Below are 26,042 nucleotides of genomic sequence, written 5' to 3' on the forward strand. Positions count from 1 at the left end.
ATTATATTAATGTTGGATTAATTAAAAAGTTAGTACATTTAAAATCTTAGAAATTTTCTATAGCAAAAAAAGGCAATCTCTAAATTGATAACTTAGAGATTGCCTTTTTAAATTCGTTCGAGATATTTTCGTTTCGAACGCTTCTTAAAAATGTGTATGCGATAAATAATTAGTGTTGTTCTTTCGTTTCATGCTTTGAAGGTTTAATAATCAAGTCAAATAATACGACAATGATTGTAAATACAATAGCACCAATAATAGGGGTGATCAAATTAAGTGCGCCCCCACCTGAAAGACTGTTAAGCACGAAATTTACCATTTGTAATAAGACAATAGACCAAAATAACACTGCGAGGTATTTCATTATGTAATGCCTCCAATTTAATATATATACATTTATTATAAATAAGAATGTGATATTTGTATAGTAGTAAGTTATAAAGTGTAGATTTTAATTGTACTAATTTTCACTATAAATTATAATAATAAATGTGATTTTAATGAGTATACTAGGTGAAGTTCTTGTATTGAAATTATGTATTATGTTAAATTAATACCTGGTATTAAAAAATTATTAAGAAGGTGTACAACCATGAACGTGGGTATTAAAGGTTTCGGCGCATATGCGCCTGAAAAAGTAGTAGAGAATGCCTATTTTGAATCGTTTTTAGAAACTTCAGATGAATGGATTTCGAAAATGACAGGTATTAAAGAAAGAAGATGGGCTGATGAAGATGAAGAGACGTCTGATTTAGCTTATCAAGCAAGTGTTAAAGCTATTAATGATGCTGGTATTGAACCAACGGACATAGATATGATTATTGTTGCAACATCTACAGGAGATTTTCCATTTCCAACTGTGGCTAACATATTACAAGACAGACTTGGTATCGGAAAGGTTGCTTCTATGGATCAGTTAGCTGCATGTAGTGGTTTCATGTATGCAATGATTAACGCTAAACAATTCGTACAATCAGGCGATTATAAAAATATTTTAGTTGTAGGTGCAGATAAATTATCTAAAATCACAGATTACACAGACCGTTCAACCGCTATTTTATTTGGTGATGGTGCTGGTGCAGTCGTTATCGGCGAAGTGTCTGAAGGCCGAGGTATTTTAAGTTATGAACTTGGATCAGACGGTTCTGGAGGCGAATATTTATATTTAAATCCAGAAAATGGTAAGATATTTATGAATGGACGAGAAGTGTTTAAATTTGCTGTTAGAATCATGGGTGAAGCCTCTAATAATGCAGTTGCAAAAGCAAATTTAGAACCAAACGATATCGATATGTTTGTGCCACATCAAGCGAATATTAGAATTATGGAATCTGCAAGAGAACGATTAGGTATACCTAAAGAAAAAATGAGCGTCTCAGTGGATAAATTTGGTAATACTTCTGCAGCTTCAATTCCATTAAGTATCGCACAAGAATTAGAAAATGGTAAAATTAAAGATGATGATGTTTTAGTACTAGTAGGATTCGGTGGCGGTCTTACTTGGGGTGCTGTAACAATAAGATGGGGAAAATAGGAGGATAATATATGAGCAAGGAACATCGTGTCGTCATTACTGGTATGGGTGTTTTATCACCAATCGGTAATGATGCAAAAACTTCATGGAAAAATGCACTAAATGGTGTTAGTGGTATAGATGAAATAACACGTATAGATACATCAGCATATAAAGTTCATTTAGCTGGTGAATTAAAAGACTTTGATATTGAAGATCATATAGATAAAAAAGAAGCGCGTCGTATGGATCGATTCACACAGTATGCAGTAGTCGCTGCAAGAGAAGCGGTTAAGGATGCAAAACTAGATATTAATGAAGATACAGCTAATAGAATTGGTGTTTGGATTGGCTCAGGTATCGGTGGCATGGAAACATTTGAATTATCACATAGCCAATTGCTAGAGCGTGGCCCTAGACGTGTCAGTCCTTTCTTTGTTCCGATGTTAATTCCTGATATGGCTACAGGCCAAGTATCTATTGATTTAGGTGCAAAAGGGCCGAATGGTGCTACGGTTACAGCATGTGCTACAGGTACAAACTCAATTGGAGAAGCTTTCAAGATTATCCAACGCGGTGATGCCGATGCTATGGTTACAGGTGGTACTGAAGCGCCAATTACACATATGGCAATCGCAGGCTTTAGTGCAAGCCGTGCTTTAACAACGAATGAAGATAAAGAAACAGCTTGTCGACCATTCCAAGAAGGCCGCGATGGCTTTGTAATGGGAGAAGGCGCAGGTATTGTTGTACTTGAATCTTTAGAGTCAGCCAAAGCACGTGGTGCAGAAATTTATGCTGAAGTAGTTGGTTATGGTTCAACAGGTGATGCTTATCATATTACAGCTCCAGCACCTGAAGGCGAAGGCGGCTCACGTGCGATGCAAGCAGCGATTGATGATGCAGGCATTGAGCCCCAAGATATTCAATATTTAAATGCTCATGGTACGAGTACGCCAGTTGGCGATTTGACTGAAATTCAAGCGATTAAAAATACATTTGGTGAAGCAGCTAAAAACTTAAAAATTAGCTCTACAAAATCAATGACTGGTCACTTATTAGGTGCAACAGGTGGTTTAGAGGCCATTTTCTCTGCTTTATCTATTAGAGATGGCCGCATCGCGCCAACCATCCATGCTGAATCTCCAGACCCAGAGTGTGATTTAGACATTGTTCCAAATAAAGCTGAAGATTTAGATATTACTTACGCTATGAGTAATAGTTTAGGATTTGGTGGCCATAATGCCGTCCTTGTTTTGAAAAAATTTAACGACTAAATCATATGTAATGATAAAAGGCTGAGACAATTCATTTGTCCAGCCTTATTTATTTTGGCTGAAATTATTTAACAGATACGGAGTGATATGAATAAGCGATGATATCTATTGAAGATAGTTTTAATTTTTAAATAATATATATTTTAATAGTAAAATACATAATTAAATTTGATATATTGTATATTTATAGTGTGCATCTAGTGTATAATGTGCTTTATATTTACTTCAAAAGGAGGCAGTCAAGATGAAACGCTTTTCAACTTTGTCAACAACTTTGAAAACACGAATGATTGCAGATTTTATCTTGATTATAGCAAGTCAAGCCATCATGCCTTTTATAGCACTTTATTTAACGAGCAAGGTGAACGCAGTTTTTGCAGGGACATTTTTAATTATAAATATTATAGTGAGTTTTATAGTGTCTTTTTTAGGTGGATATTTAGGTGATAATTATAATAGGAAGAAAACGGTGAATTATATTCACTTTTTATATGCAATTTGCCTAATTATTCTAAGTATTACGGTTACTATGGACGGTACTGGTTTAGTTATATTTTGTATTGCTATTTTTGTTTTTCAATTATTATTTGCTGCAAGTGAACCTATATTTGAAGCGGCTATTATGGATGCTATATATGAAGATGTTAGGGCATATGTATATCAACTCAATTATTGGATGTTTAATATCGGTACAGCCATCGGTATGGCGTTAGGTGCATTATTATATTTGGGGCATAAACATTTATTATTTATTCTTTTCTTTGTCGCTATGTTAGTAAGTTGGTACTTATTTGAGAAGTATTATGATGTTAAACAAGTTATTAGTAAAAAGGGCGACGTTACGACTAAATTTAAACATTTTTTTGAAAGCTATCGAGATGTAGTTAAAGATAAATATTATATGATGCTAAATTTGGGCTATATGATGGTCATCATGGCTGAATTGAGTTTAAATTCTTATGTCGTGGTAAGGTTGAAAGATGCTTTTGAACCATTATCGATTTTAGGTTTTTATATAGATGGTGTCAGAATGTTTACGGTCATTATGATTATTAATACAGTAGTTGTCGCCACTTTAACATTTACTGTCAACAGAATTGTCGCAGCGACTTCGACTAGAATTGCATTTATGATTGGGATTGTCTTGTATACATTAGGATACAGTGTATTGACGTCTGCAACATCGTTTTGGATTTTATGCTTATTTTCAATTTTGGCTACTTTAGGGGAATTAATATATTCACCTATACAAAATGCACAACGATTCTTGATGATTCCTGAAGATAAACGAAGTACGTATAGTACATTTGCAATGGTTTCATTTTACGGCGGAAATATTTTAGCACGTCTAGGACTTATTATTGGCGCATTTATATTACCATGGATGATGTCTATCTACGTGGCAGTCATTGTTTTGTTGGGCTTTATCCTACTTTATTATGCACTTTTTTGTAATCCCAATATTGATAATCAACAGAAAAAAAGGCTGGATTAGTTATTGTTATTAAATACAATTACTAATCCAGTCTTTTTATATAGCAAATGATATTAAAATAGAGATAATGACATAAATGAGATTACAAAGAAAAGCAATTTTCACCCAAGATGAAACAATATAAATATCTTTTTTAGGTTTAGTAGGCTTAAAAAACGTATCATCTTCAAGCGAGCTTCTATGTTTCTTTCTCATCAATTGATATTTTAATCTTCTAAAACCAAAGCTTGTAGGATCTAAAACGCCTTCCTGCACAACCAAAATGATAAAAGAGAATATTGCTAAGAAGATAGAGACATAGAATATAATATTAATAAAGTTTATCCAATTATGGTTTGAAAATAACCATAAAATAAATGAAATTATAGGTGTAATAAGTAAAAATAATACGAGATGTTTTAAATATTTCATGTCGTTGCCCCCCAAAAAAGAATTAAATTAATTGTAACTTAAGTTAACTAAAAAATGAATAAAAATTACTATAAATTCGTTAACAACAGTATTTAATTAGAAGTTTAAAATTAATTAATTTTTAATTTCTTTAATAAAGTAAAGCAATAGAATATTGATTAAAATCTTAACTAAACGTATAATGTTATTAAATATTCTGAATATTGTGAAGGGAATGTTTAATTCGATTCAAAGGGGGATACAATATGCTTAAATATGTTTTAAAGCGATTGGGTTATATGTTTTTGTCATTATTCATTATCATTACCATTACTTTTTTCTTGATGAAACTTATGCCAGGTTCACCATTTAATGATGAAAAATTAAATGATGAACAAAAGCAAATTCTAAATGAAAAATATGGTTTGAATGACCCAGTACCAGTTCAGTATGCGAGTTATTTGAAGAATGTTGTTACGGGGGACTTTGGTAACTCATTCCAATATGATAACCAGCCAGTTTGGGATTTAATCAAACCAAGGTTATTACCATCTTTAGAAATGGGTTTAACAGCGATGGTGATTGGTGTCATACTCGGTCTGATTTTAGGGGTCATTGCGGCAGTCCGGCAAAACACCTGGGCTGACTATACAGCTACAGTAATTTCAGTTATAGCAGTATCGGTACCATCATTCGTCTTAGCTGTTTTATTACAATATGTATTTTCAGTAAGATTGCAATGGTTCCCAGTAGCAGGTTGGGAAGGTATTTCAACAGCAGTGTTACCATCTTTAGCACTATCAGCAGCAGTTTTAGCGACGGTAGCAAGATACATAAGAGCAGAAATGATAGAAGTGTTAAGTTCAGATTATATTTTACTTGCACGTGCCAAAGGTAATTCAACAATGAGAGTATTATTTGGACACGCATTAAGAAATGCCTTGATTCCAGTAATTACAATTATTGTGCCAATGTTGGCGAGTATATTAACAGGTACTTTGACAATTGAAAATATTTTTGGTGTGCCAGGGTTAGGGGATCAATTCGTAAGATCGATTACCACGAACGATTTCCCAGTAATTATGGCGACAACTATTTTATTCAGTACACTATTTATAGTTTCTATTTTCCTTGTAGATATATTATATGGTGTTATTGATCCACGTATACGTGTACAAGGAGGTAAAAAATAATGGCTGATAATAAAAATGAAAATTTAAATCAAGATTATTCAAATGCAGTTATGTCACATACCTCAGAAGCAATACCAGCATCAGATTTTATTAGAAGTAACAATGATATTGAAAAAGAGCCTGAAATACAGCGAGAAAGTAAAAACTTTTGGCAGGATGCATGGACACAATTAAAGCGTAATAAATTAGCGGTAGTTGGTATGATAGGGTTAATTATTATCATTATTTTAGCGTTAATTGGGCCATTATTTAGTGCGCATGACTATGCTGAACAAGATGTTGAAAGACGTAACTTACCAGCTAAAATACCTGTACTAGATCAAATTTCATTTTTACCATTTGATGGTGAAGGTGCTCAAGGTAAAGATGCCTATGAAGAAGCTGGAGTGAAAGAAAATTTCTGGTTTGGTACAGACCAATTAGGTAGAGATTTATGGTCACGTACTTGGCAAGGTGCACAAGTATCATTATTTATTGGTGTTGTTGCAGCATTGCTCGATATTTTTATAGGGGTCATTTATGGCGCGATTTCAGGATTTTTTGGAGGACGACTTGATAATGTGATGCAACGTATTATTGAAATTGTTGCGTCTATACCAACATTGATTGTTGTTATTTTATTCGTGTTAATCTTTGAACCATCTATATGGACGATTATATTAGCGATGGCAATCACAGGCTGGATTGGAATGAGTCGTGTTGTCAGAGGGGAATTCTTAAAATTAAAAGGCCAAGAATTTGTATTAGCTTCAAAAACATTAGGTGCATCTAAACTTAAATTAATATTTAAGCACATATTACCTAACACACTAGGAGTTATAGTTGTTACATCTATGTTTACAGTGCCGAATGCAATCTTCTTCGAAGCATTCCTAAGCTTTATTGGTATTGGAGTGCCAGCACCAAGAACATCACTTGGTTCACTTGTAAATGATGGTCGCGCAATGTTATTGATTCATCCACATGAATTATTTATTCCGGCTATTATTTTAAGTTTATTAATATTATTCTTCTATCTATTTAGTGATGGATTACGTGATGCATTTGATCCGAAAATGCGTAAATAAAAAGGGGGCAACATTTTATGTCAGAAAGAATATTAGAAGTTAACAATTTGCATGTTTCCTTTGATATTGACGCAGGGGAAGTGCAAGCAGTACGTGGCGTGGATTTCTTTCTAGATAAAGGAGAAACACTAGCGATTGTTGGTGAATCAGGTTCTGGGAAATCAGTGACAACAAAAGCTATTACGAAATTATTCCAAGGTGATACAGGGAGAATTAAAAAAGGTGTTATTAATTTCTTGGGTGAAGACTTAGCTCAAAAATCAGAAGAAGAGTTAATTAAATTACGAGGAAAAGATATTTCTATGATTTTTCAAGATCCGATGACTTCGCTTAATCCTACAATGAAAATAGGCAAGCAGGTTATGGAACCACTAATGAAACATAGAAATTACAATAAAGTAAATGCGAAAAAAAGAGCATTGGAAATATTAAACCTTGTCGGTTTACCAAACGCTGAAAAACGTTTTAATGCCTATCCACATCAATTTTCAGGGGGACAAAGACAGAGAATAGTCATTGCGACAGCACTTGCATGTGAGCCTAAAGTATTAATTGCTGATGAGCCAACTACTGCACTTGATGTAACGATGCAAGCTCAAATATTAGAATTGATGAGAGAGTTACAAAGTAAAATAAGTACTTCAATCGTTTTCATCACTCATGATTTAGGTGTTGTTGCTAATATAGCAGACAGAGTAGCTGTTATGTATGGTGGTCAAATGGTTGAAACAGGGGATGTAGATGAAATATTTTATGACCCTAAACACCCGTATACTTGGGGACTATTATCATCGATGCCTGATTTAACGACTGGTTCAGAAACAGAATTATTAGCTATTCCAGGTACACCACCAGATTTATTACACCCGCCTAAAGGAGATGCATTTGCTGAACGTAGCCAATATGCATTAGATGTGGATTTTAAAACACCGCCACCATGGTTCAAAATATCTGATACACATTTTGTGAAATCTTGGTTACTTGACGAGCGTGCACCTCATGTTGAACCACCAGAAATGGTACAAAAACGTTTACGTAAGATGCCAAATAATTACGATAAACCACAACAAGTAGAAAGGGTGGCGTTTGATGATGCAAAATAAAGACATACTTTTACAAGTGAAAAATGTTAAACAATATTTTAATGAAGGAAAGCGTAACGAAGTGCGTGCAGTTGAAAATATTTCATTTGATATTTATAAAGGGGAAACATTTGGATTAGTTGGTGAATCTGGTTGTGGAAAATCTACAACTGGTAAAGCTATTATTAAACTCAATGATATAACTGATGGAGAAATACTTTATGAAGGTATCGATATTCAAAAAATAAAAAACCGTAAAGATTCTTTAAAGTTTAATAAAAAGATGCAAATGATTTTCCAAGATCCGTATGCTTCATTAAACCCAAGGTTAAAAGTCATGGATATCGTAGCAGAGGGGATAGATATTCATAAGCTAGCTAGTGGGACAAAAGACCGAAAAAGAAGAGTTTACAATTTATTAGAAACAGTAGGTCTTAGCAAAGAACATGCCAATCGTTATCCACATGAATTCTCAGGCGGTCAAAGACAACGTATCGGTATTGCACGTGCATTAGCAGTAGAACCAGAATTTATTATTGCAGATGAGCCAATATCAGCGTTAGATGTGTCAATACAAGCCCAGGTCGTTAATTTGTTATTAAAGTTGCAAAGAGAACACAATATTACGTTTTTATTTATTGCCCATGACCTTTCAATGGTGAAATATATTTCAGACAGAATAGCAGTAATGCATTTTGGTAAAATTGTCGAATTAGGTTCTGCAGATGAAATATACAATCATCCGTTACATCCTTACACGAAATCATTGCTTTCAGCAGTACCACAACCGGATCCTGAAAGTGAACGTTCTCGAAAAAGAACAGTGTATAAAGAAGACACATCCAAAAATAATCAACGGTCATTAAATGAAATACAACCTGGCCATTTTGTATTTACTACGGATGAAGAAGCAGAAACATTAAAATCTCAAATGCAAGCACCATCAGTATAAGGGGAAGGGGGATTAATATGAAAAGGATTAAACTATTTATAGTTTTATTAGCTTTAACGGTGATTACAGCGGGATGTAGCAGTGCTGAAGGTATCTACTCGGACAAAGGACAAGTATTTAGAAAAGTGATACCACAAGATATTTCTTCATTAGACTCTGCACTAGTGACCGACACGGTATCTTTTGATTTATTCAATCAAGTCTATGAAGGTCTTTACACTTTGGATAAGAATGATAAAGCACAACCAGGTGTCGCTAAAGAAATGCCAAAGAAAAGTAATGGCGGTAAGACATTGACAATTAAATTGCGTAAGGATGCCAAATGGTCTAATGGGGATCCAGTTACTGCACAAGATTTTGTTTTTGCATGGAAACGTGTTGTCAATCCAGATACAGCTTCAGAATATGCTTACATAATGTATGACTTAAAAAATGCTGAAGACATTAATATGGGTAAAAAAGATGTTGATAAATTAGGTGTAAAAGCGTTAGATGACCACACATTAAAAATTGAACTAAATAAGCCAATACCATATATTAATGAAATGCTCGCATTTGGCACATACTTGCCTCAAAAAGAAAAAGTTGTGAAAAAGCATGGTGAACAATATGCTACAACTGCAGATAAAACAGTGTTTAATGGTCCTTTCAAAGTTCAAGATTGGAAAGTTGAAGATAAAATTCAATTAGTTAAAAATGAAGATTATTGGGACAAGAAAAAAGTTCATTTAGACCGTGTAAATTATAAAGTGTTAAAAGACCAGCAAGCAGGAGCATCACTTTATGACACTGGTTCTGTAGATGATACTACTATCACCGCCGACCAAGTGGATAAATATCAAGGAAATCCTGGTTTGAAGAAACGTTTGTTGGCTAGTACGTTCTATATGAAGCTAAATCAAGATAATGTACCTGAATTTAAAAATAAAGATATGCGATTAGCTATTTCGCAAGCGATTGATAAAGAGGGGTATGTGAATTCTGTAAAAAATAATGGATCAAAAGCGACAGATGGGTTCACAGCTAAATTAACGGCAGAAACACCTGACGGCAAAGACTTTGCTGAATCTATAGATTCACCACTTGCATATAATCCGACAGCAGCTAAGAAACACTTAGAAAAAGCGAAAAAAGATTTAGGTGTGAAAGAATTGACGTTTACCATGAATACTGAAGATACACCAGATGCAAAGATTTCAGCAGAATATATTAAAGCACAAGTAGAGAAGAATTTACCAGGTGTCACTTTGAAGATTAAACAATTACCGTTTAAACAGAGAGTAAACCAAGAACATTCTGAAACATTTGAAGCATCGCTATCAGGTTGGGGGCCAGATTATCCAGATCCTCTAACATTCTTGGAAATTATGACAACAGGTAATCCTTCAAATAATACAGCTTGGGGTAGTAAAAAATACGACCAACTCGTTAAAGATGCGAATGGTAAATTATTGAAAAAACCGGAAGAACGTAATGCAGCGATGAAAGAAGCGGAAGAATTATTACTCAATGATGCACCTGTAGCACCTATATATCAAAAAGGGGAAGCACATTTAACCAATCCACAAGTCAAAGGTTTATTCTATCACCAAATTGGTGGTGATACTTCGTTAAAAGAAGTAAGCATTGATAAATCAATTGACCGTGAAACTGGTAAAAAGAAATAAAAGAAGTGAAAAATGAAATTTGAGTACAACTTATTGAAATAATGAAAATACGTCACTTTCTATGTCATTATATAGAGAGTGACGTATTCTTTGATATCATACATTTTTGATCCTTGTTAAATAATTACTTTCCAACAGAAGAACTGACAATAAATGATTATTGATATTGTAAGACCTAATTGATATATTTCAAAAATTACGGTGTTAATGTAGCATTCATCAACTAAACAAAATTGTAATTTGCTAAAATCACACGGATAGTTGTAGAAGGAATGATGAAATTTGAGTACAACCAGATTAATATATGTATCGAAAGTTGAAAAAAACAGACTAATCCTTTAATTTGGATTGGTCTGTTTTAAAATGAGATGTATGCCAATTTTTTGATTTTTAGATTATCTTTTTCGACCCAAGCCCATTGCTTTTTCCATTTTTTTTAATGTTTTAAATGAAGCTTTTTGAGCTTTCTCTCTACCATTATCTAAAATCGTATCTAATTCATCTGAGTTGAAATAATACTCATATTTTTCTTGGAACTGAACTAAAAAGTCTTTTACAATTTCAGCTAAATCTGATTTAAATTCACCATAATTAGAATCTTTATACTGTGTTTGGAGTTCATCAATTGTTTTATCAGTTAAACTTGAATAGATAGATAATAAATTTGAAATGCCAGGCTTATTGTCACGATCAAATTTAATAATACCATCTGAATCTGTTACTGCGCTTTTTATTTTTTTAGCGCCAACATTGGGTTCATCTAACAATGAGATATAATTTTTTTGGTTATCATCACTTTTACTCATTTTTTTCGTTGGGTCTTGCAAACTCATAACACGACCACCAACTTTTGGCATGCGTATTTCTGGTTTTACAAGAACATCGTTGTAACGTGAATTGAATCGGTCTACTAAATTTCTAGTTAATTCAATATGTTGTTTTTGGTCGTCTCCAACAGGAACGATGTTTGTGTTATAAATAACGATATCTGCTGCCATTAATGGAGGATATGTAAGTAAGCCAGCTGGTATACCTTCCGTTTGTTTTACTGCTTTATCTTTAAATTGTGTCATACGTTCTAATTCACCAATAGATGAAATAGTTGTTAACATCCAGCTAGCTTGCACATGCGCTGGCACTTCAGATTGTATAAATAATGTTGATTTTTCTGGATCAATGCCTGAAGCTAAATAAATTGCTGCTAGTTGTCTTGTTTGTTTACGTAGTTTTAATCGATCTTGTGGAATTGTAATTGCGTGTTGATCCACGATGCAGAAGAAACAATCATAGTCTTCTTGGACTTCACCAAATTGCTTCAACGCACCAATATAATTACCAAGCGTTGGGATGCCGCTAGGTTGGATACCAGAAAATAAAGTTTCCATTTTTTGATGCCTACCTTTTTAATAATTTAATTTATCTACTTTAGTAATAGTATAACAGTATTTCAATCATTTGTAAGTTATGTTAAACTGTATACATATCAATATTTCTAACTAAATTGATTGGGAATTAAGCTTATTTGAAAATTTTTAAAAAAATTAGAGAATTCTCATTTAATTTTAATGTTGATAGGGTATACTTTAATTGTAAGGTTAAGAGAGGTAAAAATGACTTTGTAATTTCTTAATCATATAAAAATTGAAATCTAATGAATTTATATTCATGAAAAATAGGAGAGTGAGATGTATGGTAACATTATTTACTTCACCAAGTTGCACATCTTGCCGTAAAGCGAAAGCATGGTTACAAGAACATGACATTCCGTATACGGAGCGTAACATTTTTTCAGAACACTTAACAATTGATGAAATTAAACAAATTTTAAAAATGACTGAAGATGGAACAGACGAAATCATATCTACTCGTTCTAAAACTTATCAAAAATTAAATGTAGATATTGATGCTTTACCACTTCAAGACTTATATTCAATTATCCAAGATAATCCAGGTTTATTAAGACGTCCGATTATCTTAGATGATAAACGTTTACAAGTTGGTTATAATGAAGACGAAATCAGACGTTTTTTACCTAGAAAAGTACGTACGTTCCAATTGCAAGAAGCGCAACGTATGGTTGATTAATTTATAAATAGAGCGATTAAGCCATAAAGTAATGTTATTGTGATGTTGCTTTGTGGTTTTGTTGTGTTTACCATAACAGATAAATGTATACTTACGTCAAACAAATCGATTATTCGATTGTGAATAATTATTGACTAAATTCAAACAGCACTCTATAAAAAGTGCTGTTTTTTGGCCTTTTATAAGGGTATATGTTATTATAAGAGACCAAATAGAAAATAGTAAAAATTAATCAAACAAATTAATTGTAATTCTTACTACGTTCTAATACAATAATGATTACTATTCATCGACTGTAAGGAGTGAGATGATATGAGAATAGAGCGAGTTGACGATACTACCGTTAAACTATTTATAACATATAGTGATATAGAAGCAAGAGGTTTTAAACGAGAAGATTTATGGACTAATCGCAAACGTGGAGAAGAATTCTTTTGGAACATGATGGAAGAAATCAATGAAGAAGAAGATTTTGTTGTTGAAGGTCCTTTATGGATTCAAGTACATGCCTTTGAAAAGGGCGTTGAAGTAACAATTTCTAAATCTAAAAACGAAGATCTTATCAATATGTCTGATGAAGACAATGACCAATTAGATCATCAAGTTAATGATTTATTATCACAAACATTTGATCAAGATGATAGTTTAGAGGATTTATTTGAACAACGACAACAACAAAAAGAGACGCAACAAGATCAAGAACGCAACAAACGTAAGCCGCAAAATACACGTACTGTTATAGTTAGATTTAATGACTTGGAAGAAGTAATTGATTATGCTTACCATAATAATCAAAGAACAGATGAGTTTGAAGATTTATTATATAGTCTTAATAATGTATATTACTACGCTGTTCACTTTGATGAAACAGTTGGACAAGAAACAATTAACGATAGTTACAGTCAATTACTTGAGTTCGCATATCCTACTGATAAATCAGAAGTATATTTAAACGATTACGCAAAAATTATTATGAGTCATAACGTTGCTTCACAAGTACGTCGTTATTTTCCTGATACAACAGAATAACTACGATAAAGAAACTAATATAAATTATTATCAACAATGATTATGATTTGATTAGTAGATTAATTTGAAACTGACAGTCTGGGACATAAAGTTCTTGGACAAATGAAAAAGGCAATTTCTATTGAAATAATATAGAAATTGCCTTTTTCTGTATTGTTTTAAAGTAAGGCATTTGATTCTGTGAGAGCTACATCATTCAGATACCATTATTGACCTTTTTCTATTGTACGACCAGAGCATACAGATTGGGTGTCTACATGTAGAATAATTGTTAACATCATTTTGGTTGATATAAGACGTTGTTTTTAAAGTATTTTAATGTGAAATTACGTATGAATACGTTGTATTTTGGTGAGGTACTGAAGGAACAGGATAAGCTGAAGACTGCAGTATGAAGCTGTTTTCTAAGAAAGCAAGTCAACAATACGAAGTATTGAATAATAAAGAAGCGCGCAGATGAATTAAATCATCTGCGTGCTATTTTTCTAGGATTTATGTCTCAGATTCTTTATGTATTAACAAGGTGATTTCTAAATAAAGTATAGTAATTTGTTGGCTTCACACGTGTAATTAAATGAGGTGAAGAAATGTTATACGCGAACAATAATCGAAATCAGGCCGTTTGGGCAAAAGATGCGATAAAAAATAAGCATTATCGTTGCCCATTTTGTAAATGCAAAGTGATATTAAAAAAAGGAACATACAATACACCTCATTTTGCGCATATCCGTAATGATCGTTCATACTGTCATAAAAATGAATCACAAGAACATTTTAATTTAAAATACCATATTGCTCGAGAGTTAAAAGGCTTAAATCACAAAGTTAACATTGAACCTTATGTACCACAAAGTTACCAATATCCTGATTTAATCATTGATGATGAAATTGTATTAGAAATACAATTTTCAAAAGTAACGACAGCATGTATTTCAAAACGCAGTAAAACTTTACAAAATGCTGGGTATAAAGTGTATTGGATAACAAAAAAAGTTAAATATAATAAAAGTAATAGTGTTTTGTATTTATCAAAATACGAAAGAAATTTTATTAATATTCATAATAGATTATTATTATCGTGGGATACAACACATAAAATTCTTTTTGGTTATAAAGTGATTAATTTTTTAGGAGGACAACAATTTATTGCCAAAAGGCATTATATGACATTTGCACAATTAATTAATCAATTTCAAATAGAGCGTGTTTATCATGCACCAACACAGCCCTTAAAATTATCCAAAAGTGCTATAAGCACTTATTTGAGAAACTGCCGTAAAACACACTCAGTTTTAGAACCAAGTTTAAGTGTAATGTATAATTTAAAATTAACGGATGCATGGGTAAATAAATATATAGGTATAATTTACCCAGAACAAATTTATATTAAGTCACATCCTGTGTATTGGCAATTACAACTTATATATTTGTGGCACACACACACTTTTAACATGACACGATTTAAACAACTGATAGAATTAAATCATTTTTATAATGTTGAAATAGATAAAACGCAAATAAGCTATAGCGTTGTTCAAAAGTTCAAACAATTCTATAATAATCATGGGTGTTATAGCGTGCAAAAATAATCATGACGTGAGAAAATTATACTAATAGACTTTATAGGAGGTTTACTAGATATTATGACACAACAATTAACAAGAGAAGAGCAAGAACGTAAATATCCAGAATATACTTGGGATTTATCTACCATTTTTGAATCTGATAATGCTTTTGAAGATGCATTTAAAGAAGTAGAAAATAATATCGGCAAAGAACAACAATATGTCGGTCACTTAGCTGATAGCTCATCTACACTATATAATGCATTAGCACTAGAAGATGAAATAGGTTCTAAGTTGGAAAAAGTATATGTGTACGCACATTTAAAACAAGATCAAGATACGGCGAATGATAAATACACAGGTTATGAATCTAGAGCACATCAATTAATCATAAAATTCAGCTCAGCATGGAGTTTCTTAGTGCCAGAAATTCTACAAATAGATGAAGCAACGATACAAAAATTTATTGATGAAAATGATGATTTGGAACGTTACAAATTTGATTTAAAATTAATTAATGAAAAAAGACCGCATGTATTGAGTGCAGATAAAGAAAGATTACTAACTGAAGCACAAGATGCATTGTCTACACCTGACAATGTGTATGGCATGTTTAGTAATGCGGATTTAGAATTTGAAGATGCGATAGATAGTGAAGGCCAACGACATTCATTAACACAAGGAACATTCATTAAATGTCTGGAATCAGATGATCGCGTATTACGTCAATCTGCTTATGAAAATTTATATAAAGCATACGGTGCTTATAATAATACACTAAGTGCGACGCTCGCTGGAGAAGTTAAGAAAAATGTTTTTAACGCTAGAACACATAACTATAAAACAGCAAGAGAAGCAGCGTTAAGTAATAATCACATTCCAGAAGCTGTATATGATAATTTAGTGAAAACAGTTCATAAATACTTACCTTTACTTCATCGCTATACTAAATTGCGTAAAGAACTATTGGGCTTAGATGACATGAAAATGTATGATGTTTACACACCACTTGTTAAAGATATTAAATTTGAAATGCCATACGAAGAGGCTAAAGATTGGATGTTGAAAGCATTACAACCGATGGGTGAAGAATATATGAAAGTTGTAGAAGAAGGATTGAATCATCGATGGGTAGATGTCTTTGAAAATAAAGGTAAACGTTCTGGAGGTTATTCATCAGGTGCACACTTAACAAATCCGTTTATTTTACTAAATTGGTCAAATACTGTTTCTGATTTGTATACTTTAGTACATGAATTTGGTCATTCAGCACATAGCTACTTTAGTCGTCAAAATCAACCATCTAATTTAAGTGATTACACTATTTTCGTTGCAGAAGTTGCATCGACTTGTAATGAAGCACTATTAAGTGATTATATGGATAAACATTTAGATGACAAGCGCAGATTATTACTATTAAACCAAGAACTTGAACGTTTCCGTGCAACACTATTTAGACAAACAATGTTCGCAGAGTTTGAACATAAAATCCACCAAATAGAAGAAGCAGGAGAACCATTAACAGCTAACCGTATGAATGAAGAATACGCAGCGCTCAACAGAAAATATTTTGGAGATTCTGTTGAAACAGATGAAAATATTAGTAAAGAATGGTCTAGAATACCACACTTTTATATGAATTATTATGTGTATCAATATGCAACCGGATACAGTGCAGCTCAAAGTTTAAGTCATCAAATTTTAACAGAAGGTAAACCTGCTGTTGAGCGATATATCAATGAATTCTTGAAAAAAGGTAGTTCAAATTATCCTATTGAAATCTTAAAAAACGCAGGTGTAGATATGACAACTCCAGAACCAATTGAACAAGCTTGCCAAGTGTTCGAACAAAAATTAGACGCTTTTGAAAAGTTAATGAAAGCTTAGTATGAATGTATTCGTTTACAATATGACAAGTTTGTGACAAAGGAGATTTATTTAATTTTAAAGGTTGAAAGGTATATAACACCGTGTTATATTATATACATGAAATTAATCACATAACAAACATACCCCTTTGTTTGAAGTGAAAAATTTCTCCCATCCCCTTTGTTTAGCGCCGTGTAATCAGACACGGCGTTTTTTTATGTTCAAATTTAAAGACTTTTATATGTATAAGAAATTGAATAACTATTCAGATATTTCAGCATATATTTTGACTTGAATTTTATATAAAACATGAATGTATATTGAAAATAATGATTAACTATTAGTAACTACTAAGCAAGTAATTGCAGGTATATATTATACAAAAAAGTGATTGAGTGATCATAACTAGGAATAATAAATAAAAAACGCCAACTTCTTTAGTCCTCATATAGAAGTTGGCATTTCTTTACTTTTATGAAATTTTGTAATTCTATCTACAATGATATTAGCGTATATTCAAAATATTTATTTAACTTTTATAAGTTTATGAAACATTTTCTAGCTAAATCATTAACCTATATAAAATATTTTAAAGTCATTTTATTTTGACTTATGCTTTTAGCTTTTGGTTCGGAAAGTAAGCATGTTGTATGTCACAAGTTTTTAACCATAAAATATACTACGTTTTATGGTGCAGTATATTGATATAGATATGAACAAAATTAATATTTCAAACTTTTGACTTCCAAAATTTACCTTCTGGTGAGCTAAGTTTTTCTATTTTTTGCTGTAATGCTAATTTTTTCAGCTCTTTATTCAATAATTTTTCAGGCCATTCATAAATAGTCAGTAATTCTTCTTTGGTTACTAATTGTTGTTGATAGATGTAAGTTTCCAAACTTGGTGGGAGTTCTTTTTCAATCGGTGAACCAATCAGTTCGTTTATGATGTACGTATATATGTGATAAGGGTACAAGCCTTCGACTTTTAAACCTTCTTCATGAATATCTTCATTAAAGAATACAAGAGAAGGTGCTTCTTCAATTTCCATTTCTCGAGCGATATGCAAGTCAACTTGTAAGCTTTCCCTTAAAGCACTTTTATGTAAGTCTTCTTTAAAGACTTCATAATCAAGGCCAGCATTACTTATACAATTATTGACCATCTCTTCAGTGATAATATCTCGTTTTGGTATTATCTCATTTTGAACAAGATGGATAAAACGCTCCGCCCGTAATCGACCTTGAAGTTCGGCGGCCTTATAGGCAAGTGCAATATTATCTAAATTTGATGTACTTTGTGCTTGGCATTTTGTTAATACGCGTAAAGAAGGGTTTAAAATATGTCTAATACTTATATATTGTTTATACTCAAGTCGTAATTTTGAAAGTATCGCAGACAATTTAAAGCACTCTTTACTGAATGGATCGAAAAAGGAATAAATTTCAATCTTACTCAAAGGTGAAAGATTTGCATCTTCACGACTATTAGCATTTATCAATTTTAATTCTTCAGCCATGTTTTTTCACCTACAATTAATTTTCGGAATTAACCATGTGATTCGCTGTTAAACGTAATCGTTCATATAAATAATCCCCGACGCCTGCAGAAAAATCTGCTTGTTGAATAGCTTTATACATATTTTCAAGCCATGCGTCACGTTCGTATGTTGTTATTACAAATTCCAAGTGTCTTTTTTTTAACATAGGATGACCATGTTCTTCTGTATACAGTTGAGGTCCACCTAAAAATTGTGTTAAGAATTGTTTTTGTTTTCTGCTTGTTTCTTCAAAATCTCCAGGAAACAAATGATTGATTCTATCATCACGTTTAACCATATCATAAAAATGGTCAATCATTTTAAATAAGGCGTCTTGTCCGATAACCTCGTAAGGTGTTTGAGTCATAGTATCACCATATCCTATTAATATAATACTAATATAACATGAATTTTTACATTTGGAAGTAATTCGACTTCTTAATATTGTGCGCAATTAGCTGTTGTTTAATTTACGTTTGCGATTGAAAAATCTTTGGACTTTATTGTTTGGAATTTCATGATTGATATTAAATTGATTAAGAATCGATTTAAATTGAACTAATCCTTCATTATAATCATTTACTTCATATTCAAGTTCAAAGTCCTGGAAATCCAAGTAATAATTTTTATCTAAAACAAGTAGATTTCCGTTAATTTCTTTTTCTATACGTTCGGTAGTTAGGTCTCCTAATACGATTAATGCATCAATATCTACGTCCATCTTTAGGAGTTGGTTTAAAATATCTTGGGGCAGATCCTGACTTTTGATGTGCTTGTTTAGTTTTGGTTCAACGATTGTATCGAAATTATACTCCATCAAACCAATTTCAGCTGGTACTTTTAACGTCATTTCGTATGCATCATCTTTAACGCGAATTCTCAAAGCTGATTGATGAGATTTTAAATCGAAATTTAATGTGTCGATGTAATAATTAGTTTGACTAAATGGTTTGATATTTAAAAAATAGGTGTTGTATATAGCTTGATAATCGTCTTCAGACAATAACTGTTTAAATTCAATTTCATTATTAGTTGCCACGCGTTACACTCCTTAAATATATATGATAATTCATTTTAAAGGACTTGTAAGTTAATTTAAATTAGATTGCATTATACACTGAAAATTATTATATTTACGTTAAGTCAATTGATGACATAATAATAGTCATGTAACGTGTTATGTACGTCTTAATTATGTTAAAATAATGAAGAATAAGGAGGAACAAGCATGCGTATTTATGTGAATGAAATTAAAGTAACAGAAGATAGTTTAAAGTGTTATACAGAACAATCTACAGAAGGCTTACAAGAAGCAGGACAAATGCTTGTTGATAGTGATAATTATAGCTTTGCATATATCTTAGATGACGGCCAGTCGTATTCATATTTGATTTTTGTTCAAGAAACCTGGTCTATGCTACATGAAAATAAAAATAAAAAGATTATCGTTAATGATCATTTAGAACTAAAACAATTCGATAGAGAATTTAATTATATATTAGAAAATATTCAAGGTAATTCAAACTATGGTAAGGAGTTTGTTTCTGTTGTGGAAGATACTTTCGAATTAGAGTGAAGCGGAGTGAAGCACAATGAATCAATGGGATCAGTTTTTATCTCCATATAGACAAGCAGTTGATGAATTAAAAGTAAAATTAAAAGGGCTTAGAAAACAATATGATGTAGAAGATAATGCTTCACCGATTGAATTTGTGACGGGTCGTGTTAAACCTATGACTAGCATTATTGATAAAGCAAATAAAAGACAAATCTCATTTGATCGATTACATGAAGAAATGTATGATATAGCAGGTTTGAGATTAATGTGTCAATTCGTCGATGATATCGATATTGTGGTCAATCTCTTGAGACAACGTCAAGATTTCAAAGTAGTAGAAGAACGCGATTATATCAGTAATACAAAACAAAGTGGATATCGTTCATATCATGTAATTATTGAATATCCAATCGAAACACTTAAAGGTGAAAAGTCAATTTTAGCAGAAATTCAAATCAGAACATTAGCCATGAATTTTTGGGCAACAATCGAGCATACTTTGCGGTATAAATATGATGGAGATTATCCGCCAGAAATTCAGCACCGACTAGAACGTGCGGCTGAAGCAGCGTTTTTACTTGATGAAGAAATGTCAGAAATTAAAGAGGAAATTCAAGAAGCTCAAAAATACTATTCCAAAAAACGTGCTAAAAAGCATGATAATGACTAGGAGGTGCAATCATGCGCTATACAATTTTATCTAAAGGTGATTCAAAGTCGAACGCTTTAAAGCATAAGATGATTAATCACATGAAAGATTTTGAAATGGTTGAAGATACGGAAAATCCTGAAATAGTCATATCAGTTGGTGGAGATGGTACTTTATTACAGGCTTTCCATCAGTATAGTCACATGTTATCGAGGTGCGCATTTGTAGGGATACATACTGGACATTTAGGGTTCTATGCAGATTGGTTGCCACATGAAGTAGAGAAATTGATTATTGAAATTAATAATTCAGAATTCCAAGTTATAGAATATCCACTATTAGAAATTATAGTGCGTTATAACGATAATGGATATGAGACGAGATACTTAGCATTAAATGAGGCGACGATGAAAACTGAAAATGGTTCTACACTTGTTGTGGATGTGAATATTAGAGGAAACCAATTTGAACGCTTTAGAGGAGATGGACTGTGTGTGTCAACACCATCAGGTTCTACTGCATATAATAAGGCGTTGGGTGGTGCGTTAATACATCCTTCTTTGGAAGCGATGCAAATCGCCGAAATCGCTTCTATTAATAATAGAGTATTCAGAACGGTTGGGTCACCATTAGTATTGCCCAAACATCATACATGTCTGATTACACCAGTGAATCATGATAAGATTTTAACGACCATAGATCACGTCAGCATAAAACATAAAAATGTTAATGCAATTCAATTTAGGGTGGCAAATGAAAAAATTAGATTTGCTAGGTTTAGACCATTTCCATTTTGGAAAAGAGTACATGATTCCTTTATTTCAAGTGGAGACGATGAATAATGCAATTTACGTATATGATTAGAGACCCTCAAATGCTAAGAACTTTTTTACAGGAGCAAGGGTATTCTAAGAATACAATTAGCGCCATTAAGCATAATGGCGCTTTAATTGTTAATGGACAAGCAGAAACTGTGCGTAAGCAATTACAGAACGGCGATATAGTGGAGGTACATTTAGGTTACGAGACAGCTAGTAATAATTTAATCCCATTCAATAAGCCTTTAAATATTTTATATGAAGATGCATACTTATTAATCGTTTCTAAAAAAGCTTTTCAAAACTGCGCACCATCAAGGGAACATAAACATTTTAGTTTAGCTGAACAAGTTCTAGGTTATTTTAAACAATCAGGACAAAACATCGTACCGCATATTGTCACTAGGATTGACCGAAATACTTCAGGTATTGTTGTGATTGCTAAACATGGTTTTTTACATCATCTGATGTCAAACGTACATATTGATAAAACCTATTTATGCGTATGCTATGGTGAATTGCAATCACAGGGAATCATAGATGCACCTATTGCTCGAGATCCTGCTAGTATTATTACAAGACAAGTCAATTCAAATGGTAAACAAGCAAAAACAAAATATAGATGCTTAGACCATAAAAATAATTACAGTTTATGTGAAGTTACTTTATTAACAGGCCGGACACATCAAATTCGCGTCCATCTTCAGCATATAGGACATCCTATTGTGGGTGATGATTTATATGGAGGAGAACATTCGTATTTTAAACATCAGTTGTTACGATGTTTTAAAATATCTTTTATACATCCAATCTATGATCAAAAGATTGAAATACAAGATAAATATGATGCAATAGAAAACATATTTAATATGATATAATTTGAGTAACTATGGAGGTGGGACTTTTGGCAAATGAAAAAGACCAAATCGTTTTAGAAGATGAGCAAGTATATGATCAAGAAATGCTAGATAAATTACTGCATGAAAATCATATTGGTGAATTTAGAGAAGAATTCTTAGCGATGCACACATATGAACAAAGTGAATACTTTGAAGACAGCGATGAAGATATTAGACAAAAAATGTTTGAAGTATTGTCCCCTGAAGAAGTAGCAGATTTCTTTGAACAATTAGAAATTGATGAAGAAGCGTATGAAGCGCTGTTCGATACTATGGATGCTACATATGCTAGCAAAGTGTTAGAAAATATGTCATACGATAATGCAGTAGACATTATGAATCAATTATCTAAGCAGAAAATTGTTAGCTTGTTGACACTGATGAACCGTGAAGATGCAAAAGAAATTAAAGCATTATTACATTACGAAGAGGATACTGCTGGCGGTATCATGACGACGGAATATATTTCTTTAAAATCAACAATGCCAGTGAAAGAAGCTTTAATGCATGTTAAAGAACAAGCGCCAGATGCTGAGACAATTTATGTCATATTTGCAGTGAATGAGCATAAACAATTAGCTGGGGTTTTATCACTAAGAGATTTAATCGTAGCAGAAAATGATGCTTATATAGAAGACATAATGAGCGAACGTGTGATTAGTGCTAATGCTGCTGATGACCAAGAAGATGTTGCGCAGAAAATGCGTGATTATGATTTTATCGCTATGCCAGTTGTCGATTATCAAGATCACTTATTAGGTATTATTACAATCGATGATATCTTAGATGTTATGGATGAAGAAGCGAGTGAAGACTACTCTCGTTTAGCCGGGGTATCTGATGTTGATGCAACCAATGATTCAGTCATTAAAACTGCTAAGAAACGTTTGCCATGGCTAATTATTTTAACGTTTTTAGGAATGATCACAGCCACGATACTTGGATCATTTGAGGATACATTAGCACAAGTGTCATTATTGGCAGCATTTATTCCAATTATCAGTGGTATGTCTGGTAATTCTGGGACACAATCACTTGCCGTATCAGTACGTAATATTTCAACTGGTGAAATTGACGAACAAAGTAATTTTAAAGTCGCATTGAGAGAAGCAGGTAGCGGTTTTTTAAGTGGTTTGATTTGTGCTATATTGCTGTTTATTATTATAATGGTGCTTTATGGACAGCCAATTTTAGCTACGATCGTGGCAAGCAGTTTAACAATTGCTATGACAGTAGGTACATTAGTGGGATCAATGATTCCATTAGTTATGAATAAACTAAAAATTGACCCTGCAGTTGCTAGTGGTCCATTTATAACTACAATCAATGATATTGTGAGTATGTTGATTTACTTTGGATTAGCAACTTCATTCATGTCTTACTTATTATAGGGGGTTACATGGAATTTTTATCACTTGTTGTCGTTGTAATGGCAGCATTCCTTACACCGATACTAATCAATAGATTGCGAATTACATTCTTGCCTGTTGTTGTAGCAGAAATATTAATGGGTATTCTTATTGGGCACTCTTTTTTAAACATAGTAGAACGTGATGCTATGTTAAATATTTTATCTACATTAGGCTTTATATTCTTAATGTTTTTGAGTGGTTTAGAAATTGATTTTAAAGCATTTAAAAAAGACAAAGGCTCATTAGAAGATAATGAAAAAAGTAAAGAACCCGGTCATTTACAATTAGCACTTACTGTATTTTTATTTATTATGGTTATTTCAATTGTATTTGCATATGCATTTAAATGGTTTGGTTTAATTGATGATGTTTTATTAATGATTATTATTATTTCTACTATTTCATTAGGTGTTGTAGTACCTACACTAAAAGAAATGAATATTATGCGTACAACTATCGGACAATTCATATTATTAGTAGCAGTATTAGCTGACTTAGTGACAATGATATTATTAACTGCGTACGGAACACTACACGCTTCAGGTGGCACATCACTTTGGTTAATAGGTAGTTTAGTAGTATTTGCGCTTGTTTTTTATTTCCTAGGTGGATTATTTAAGAAAGCACAATTCTTGCAAAAACTGATGGATGGTACAACACAAATTGGTATACGTGCGGTATTTGCGTTAATTATCATGCTAGTTGCTTTGGCGGAAGGCGTTGGTGCAGAAAATATTCTAGGCGCTTTCTTAGCCGGCGTGATTGTTTCTTTACTGGGTCCTGATGAGGATATGGTAGAGAAATTAGATTCCTTTGGTTACGGATTCTTTATTCCAATATTCTTTATCATGGTTGGTGTAGATTTAAATATACCAATGTTAATAAAAGAGCCTTCATTATTACTTATCATTCCATTTTTAATATTGGCCTTTTTAATATCTAAATTAATACCAGTATTTTATATACGTCGATGGTTTGATATGAAAACAACAATTTCTTCAGCTTTCTTGCTAACGTCAACTTTATCGTTGGTTATTGCTTCTGCAAAAATTGCTGAAAAACTTGGAACAATATCATCTGAAATATCAGGTATTTTAATATTAAGTGCAGTTATTACATGTGTTTTTGTACCAATTATATTTAAGAAAATGTTCCCGATGCCTGATGAAGCAACAAGACAGATTGAAGTGAGTTTAATAGGTAAAAACCAATTAACCATACCAATTGCTCAGAATTTAACATCACAGCTTTATCAAGTTTCGTTATATTATAGAAATGATTTAAGTGATAAGCGTAAATTATCAGATGCAATTTCGATGATTGAAATTGCAGATTATGAAGAACCATTATTAGAACGCTTAGGTTTATTTGAAAGAGATATTGTTGTTTGTTCTACAAATGATGACGATATTAATAGAAAAGTGGCTTTAATGGCCAAAAGCCATGGTGTAAATCGAGTTATATGTAGGTTAGAAGCGAGTACTGGTGATGAAGGTTTACAAAGTGAAGGTATAGAAGTATTTAGTGGCTTTATGAGTAATAAGATACTCTTGAAAGGTTTAATAGAAACACCCAATATGCTTAATCTTTTAAGTAATGTGGAAACATCTTTATATGAAATTGCAATGCTAAATCATAAATATGATCAAATTCAATTACGTAATTTCCCGTTTGATGGGGATATCATATTTGTGAGAATCATTAGAAATAATGAATCGATTGTACCACATGGTGATACTCAATTACGCTATAAAGACCGTGTTATTGTAACGGGATCTAAAGAATATGTTGATGAGTTAAAACGTGAATTAGAATTTTATTATTAACATCTGTATCTAGGATAATATTGAAGTCCTAAAATATGTATTAATAAATAGTGAAAGAACGATATGCAAGCTACTTTAAGCTGTTAGTACTGATTAATTGAATGAAGCGTTGGTCAAAATTTCAACTCGAAAGAAAGCAAAAAACGATGAATTCGT

The 26,042-nt window shown here is 32.3% G+C and carries 24 protein-coding genes; 18 read left to right on the forward strand and 6 right to left on the reverse strand.

The features are described 5' to 3' along the window. Positions 1 to 169: 169 nt before the first annotated feature. A complete protein-coding gene (locus KA830_RS06465) occupies positions 170 to 364 on the reverse strand; it encodes a YjzD family protein (protein ID WP_046208047.1) in 195 nt (64 codons plus the stop codon). Positions 365 to 592: 228 nt separating this feature from the next. Here KA830_RS06465 and KA830_RS06470 point away from each other — a divergent pair, with 228 nt between their 5' ends. From KA830_RS06470 to KA830_RS06480, 3 genes are all read left to right on the forward strand, one after another. Beyond that, positions 593 to 1,534, forward strand: a complete 942-nt coding sequence (locus tag KA830_RS06470) for a beta-ketoacyl-ACP synthase III (RefSeq protein ID WP_040030149.1) — start codon at positions 593 to 595, stop codon at positions 1,532 to 1,534. A gap of 11 nt (positions 1,535 to 1,545) precedes the next feature. Further along, on the forward strand, positions 1,546 to 2,790 hold the full coding sequence (gene fabF / locus KA830_RS06475) for a beta-ketoacyl-ACP synthase II (RefSeq protein ID WP_073342619.1): 1,245 nt from the start codon (positions 1,546 to 1,548) through the stop codon (positions 2,788 to 2,790). Between the two features lie 244 nt (positions 2,791 to 3,034). Further along, on the forward strand, positions 3,035 to 4,285 hold the full coding sequence (locus tag KA830_RS06480) for an MFS transporter (protein WP_064209432.1): 1,251 nt from the start codon (positions 3,035 to 3,037) through the stop codon (positions 4,283 to 4,285). A gap of 36 nt (positions 4,286 to 4,321) precedes the next feature. On the opposite strand, the gene KA830_RS06485 is transcribed toward KA830_RS06480, so the two are convergent. Next, on the reverse strand, positions 4,322 to 4,696 hold the full coding sequence (locus KA830_RS06485; RefSeq protein ID WP_064209431.1) for a DUF3899 domain-containing protein: 375 nt from the start codon (positions 4,694 to 4,696) through the stop codon (positions 4,322 to 4,324). 245 nt (positions 4,697 to 4,941) lie between these two features. Here KA830_RS06485 and opp3b point away from each other — a divergent pair, with 245 nt between their 5' ends. The 5 genes from opp3b to KA830_RS06510 are packed head-to-tail and all read left to right on the forward strand — an operon-like array spanning position 4,942 to position 10,636. Next, positions 4,942 to 5,868: an oligopeptide ABC transporter permease gene (gene opp3b, locus KA830_RS06490; protein ID WP_064209430.1), complete on the forward strand. Its 927-nt coding sequence runs from the start codon at positions 4,942 to 4,944 to the stop codon at positions 5,866 to 5,868. Next, a complete protein-coding gene (gene opp3C / locus KA830_RS06495; RefSeq protein WP_046208052.1) occupies positions 5,868 to 6,935 on the forward strand; it encodes an oligopeptide ABC transporter permease in 1,068 nt (355 codons plus the stop codon). The genes opp3b and opp3C overlap by 1 nt, the downstream gene beginning before the upstream one ends. 17 nt (positions 6,936 to 6,952) lie before the next feature. Continuing rightward, a complete protein-coding gene (locus KA830_RS06500) occupies positions 6,953 to 8,038 on the forward strand; it encodes an ABC transporter ATP-binding protein (RefSeq protein WP_046208053.1) in 1,086 nt (361 codons plus the stop codon). Continuing rightward, entirely contained in the window at positions 8,028 to 8,969 is a 942-nt protein-coding gene (locus KA830_RS06505) for an ABC transporter ATP-binding protein (protein ID WP_150822840.1), read from the forward strand. The genes KA830_RS06500 and KA830_RS06505 overlap by 11 nt, the downstream gene beginning before the upstream one ends. 17 nt (positions 8,970 to 8,986) lie before the next feature. Beyond that, positions 8,987 to 10,636 (forward strand): peptide ABC transporter substrate-binding protein, encoded by a 1,650-nt coding sequence (locus KA830_RS06510; protein ID WP_070657767.1) that lies wholly within the window; start codon positions 8,987 to 8,989, stop codon positions 10,634 to 10,636. Positions 10,637 to 11,031: 395 nt separating this feature from the next. Here KA830_RS06510 and trpS read toward each other — a convergent pair whose 3' ends face one another. Then, entirely contained in the window at positions 11,032 to 12,021 is a 990-nt protein-coding gene (trpS, locus tag KA830_RS06515) for a tryptophan--tRNA ligase (protein WP_046208056.1), read from the reverse strand. A gap of 304 nt (positions 12,022 to 12,325) precedes the next feature. Here trpS and spxA point away from each other — a divergent pair, with 304 nt between their 5' ends. The 4 genes from spxA to pepF all read left to right on the forward strand — a co-directional run bounded on the left by spxA (position 12,326) and on the right by pepF (position 17,202). Next, on the forward strand, positions 12,326 to 12,721 hold the full coding sequence (gene spxA / locus KA830_RS06520; RefSeq protein ID WP_040030144.1) for a transcriptional regulator SpxA: 396 nt from the start codon (positions 12,326 to 12,328) through the stop codon (positions 12,719 to 12,721). Between the two features lie 312 nt (positions 12,722 to 13,033). Continuing rightward, entirely contained in the window at positions 13,034 to 13,750 is a 717-nt protein-coding gene (mecA, locus tag KA830_RS06525; protein ID WP_046208057.1) for an adaptor protein MecA, read from the forward strand. 587 nt (positions 13,751 to 14,337) lie between these two features. After that, positions 14,338 to 15,339, forward strand: a complete 1,002-nt coding sequence (locus KA830_RS06530; protein ID WP_204179787.1) for a competence protein CoiA — start codon at positions 14,338 to 14,340, stop codon at positions 15,337 to 15,339. A gap of 54 nt (positions 15,340 to 15,393) precedes the next feature. Further along, entirely contained in the window at positions 15,394 to 17,202 is a 1,809-nt protein-coding gene (gene pepF / locus KA830_RS06535) for an oligoendopeptidase F (protein WP_204179788.1), read from the forward strand. 712 nt (positions 17,203 to 17,914) lie between these two features. On the opposite strand, the gene yjbH is transcribed toward pepF, so the two are convergent. The 3 genes from yjbH to KA830_RS06550 all read right to left on the reverse strand — a co-directional run bounded on the left by yjbH (position 17,915) and on the right by KA830_RS06550 (position 19,763). Continuing rightward, positions 17,915 to 18,703, reverse strand: coding sequence for a protease adaptor protein YjbH (gene yjbH, locus KA830_RS06540; protein ID WP_046208060.1), 789 nt, complete (start codon positions 18,701 to 18,703; stop codon positions 17,915 to 17,917). 16 nt (positions 18,704 to 18,719) lie between these two features. Next, positions 18,720 to 19,091, reverse strand: coding sequence for a globin domain-containing protein (locus tag KA830_RS06545; protein WP_046208061.1), 372 nt, complete (start codon positions 19,089 to 19,091; stop codon positions 18,720 to 18,722). 87 nt (positions 19,092 to 19,178) lie between these two features. Beyond that, positions 19,179 to 19,763 carry a CYTH domain-containing protein gene (locus KA830_RS06550; protein WP_046208062.1) on the reverse strand — a complete coding sequence of 195 codons (585 nt, stop codon included), beginning with the start codon at positions 19,761 to 19,763 and terminating at the stop codon, positions 19,179 to 19,181. A 189-nt stretch (positions 19,764 to 19,952) separates the two neighbouring features. Here KA830_RS06550 and KA830_RS06555 point away from each other — a divergent pair, with 189 nt between their 5' ends. Genes KA830_RS06555 through KA830_RS06580 form a run of 6 tightly spaced genes read left to right on the forward strand, consistent with a single transcriptional unit; the run spans position 19,953 to position 25,886 of the window. Beyond that, the gene (locus KA830_RS06555) at positions 19,953 to 20,300 is read left to right on the forward strand and encodes a UPF0738 family protein (protein WP_046208063.1); all 348 of its coding nucleotides are present in this window, start codon (positions 19,953 to 19,955) and stop codon (positions 20,298 to 20,300) included. Between the two features lie 16 nt (positions 20,301 to 20,316). Further along, positions 20,317 to 20,952: a GTP diphosphokinase gene (gene yjbM, locus KA830_RS06560; RefSeq protein WP_046208064.1), complete on the forward strand. Its 636-nt coding sequence runs from the start codon at positions 20,317 to 20,319 to the stop codon at positions 20,950 to 20,952. Positions 20,953 to 20,963: 11 nt separating this feature from the next. Further along, a complete protein-coding gene (locus KA830_RS06565; RefSeq protein ID WP_019469071.1) occupies positions 20,964 to 21,773 on the forward strand; it encodes an NAD kinase in 810 nt (269 codons plus the stop codon). Beyond that, on the forward strand, positions 21,773 to 22,627 hold the full coding sequence (locus KA830_RS06570) for an RluA family pseudouridine synthase (RefSeq protein ID WP_073342601.1): 855 nt from the start codon (positions 21,773 to 21,775) through the stop codon (positions 22,625 to 22,627). Before KA830_RS06565 ends, KA830_RS06570 begins: the two co-directional genes overlap by 1 nt. A gap of 11 nt (positions 22,628 to 22,638) precedes the next feature. Further along, positions 22,639 to 24,039 carry a magnesium transporter gene (mgtE, locus tag KA830_RS06575; RefSeq protein WP_103161403.1) on the forward strand — a complete coding sequence of 467 codons (1,401 nt, stop codon included), beginning with the start codon at positions 22,639 to 22,641 and terminating at the stop codon, positions 24,037 to 24,039. A gap of 8 nt (positions 24,040 to 24,047) precedes the next feature. Next, positions 24,048 to 25,886: a monovalent cation:proton antiporter family protein gene (locus KA830_RS06580; RefSeq protein ID WP_204179789.1), complete on the forward strand. Its 1,839-nt coding sequence runs from the start codon at positions 24,048 to 24,050 to the stop codon at positions 25,884 to 25,886. Positions 25,887 to 26,042: the final 156 nt, after the last annotated feature.

It is taken from the genome of Staphylococcus sp. GDY8P119P (genome assembly GCF_017892075.1).
Classification (GTDB): Bacteria; Bacillota; Bacilli; order Staphylococcales; family Staphylococcaceae; genus Staphylococcus; species Staphylococcus ureilyticus.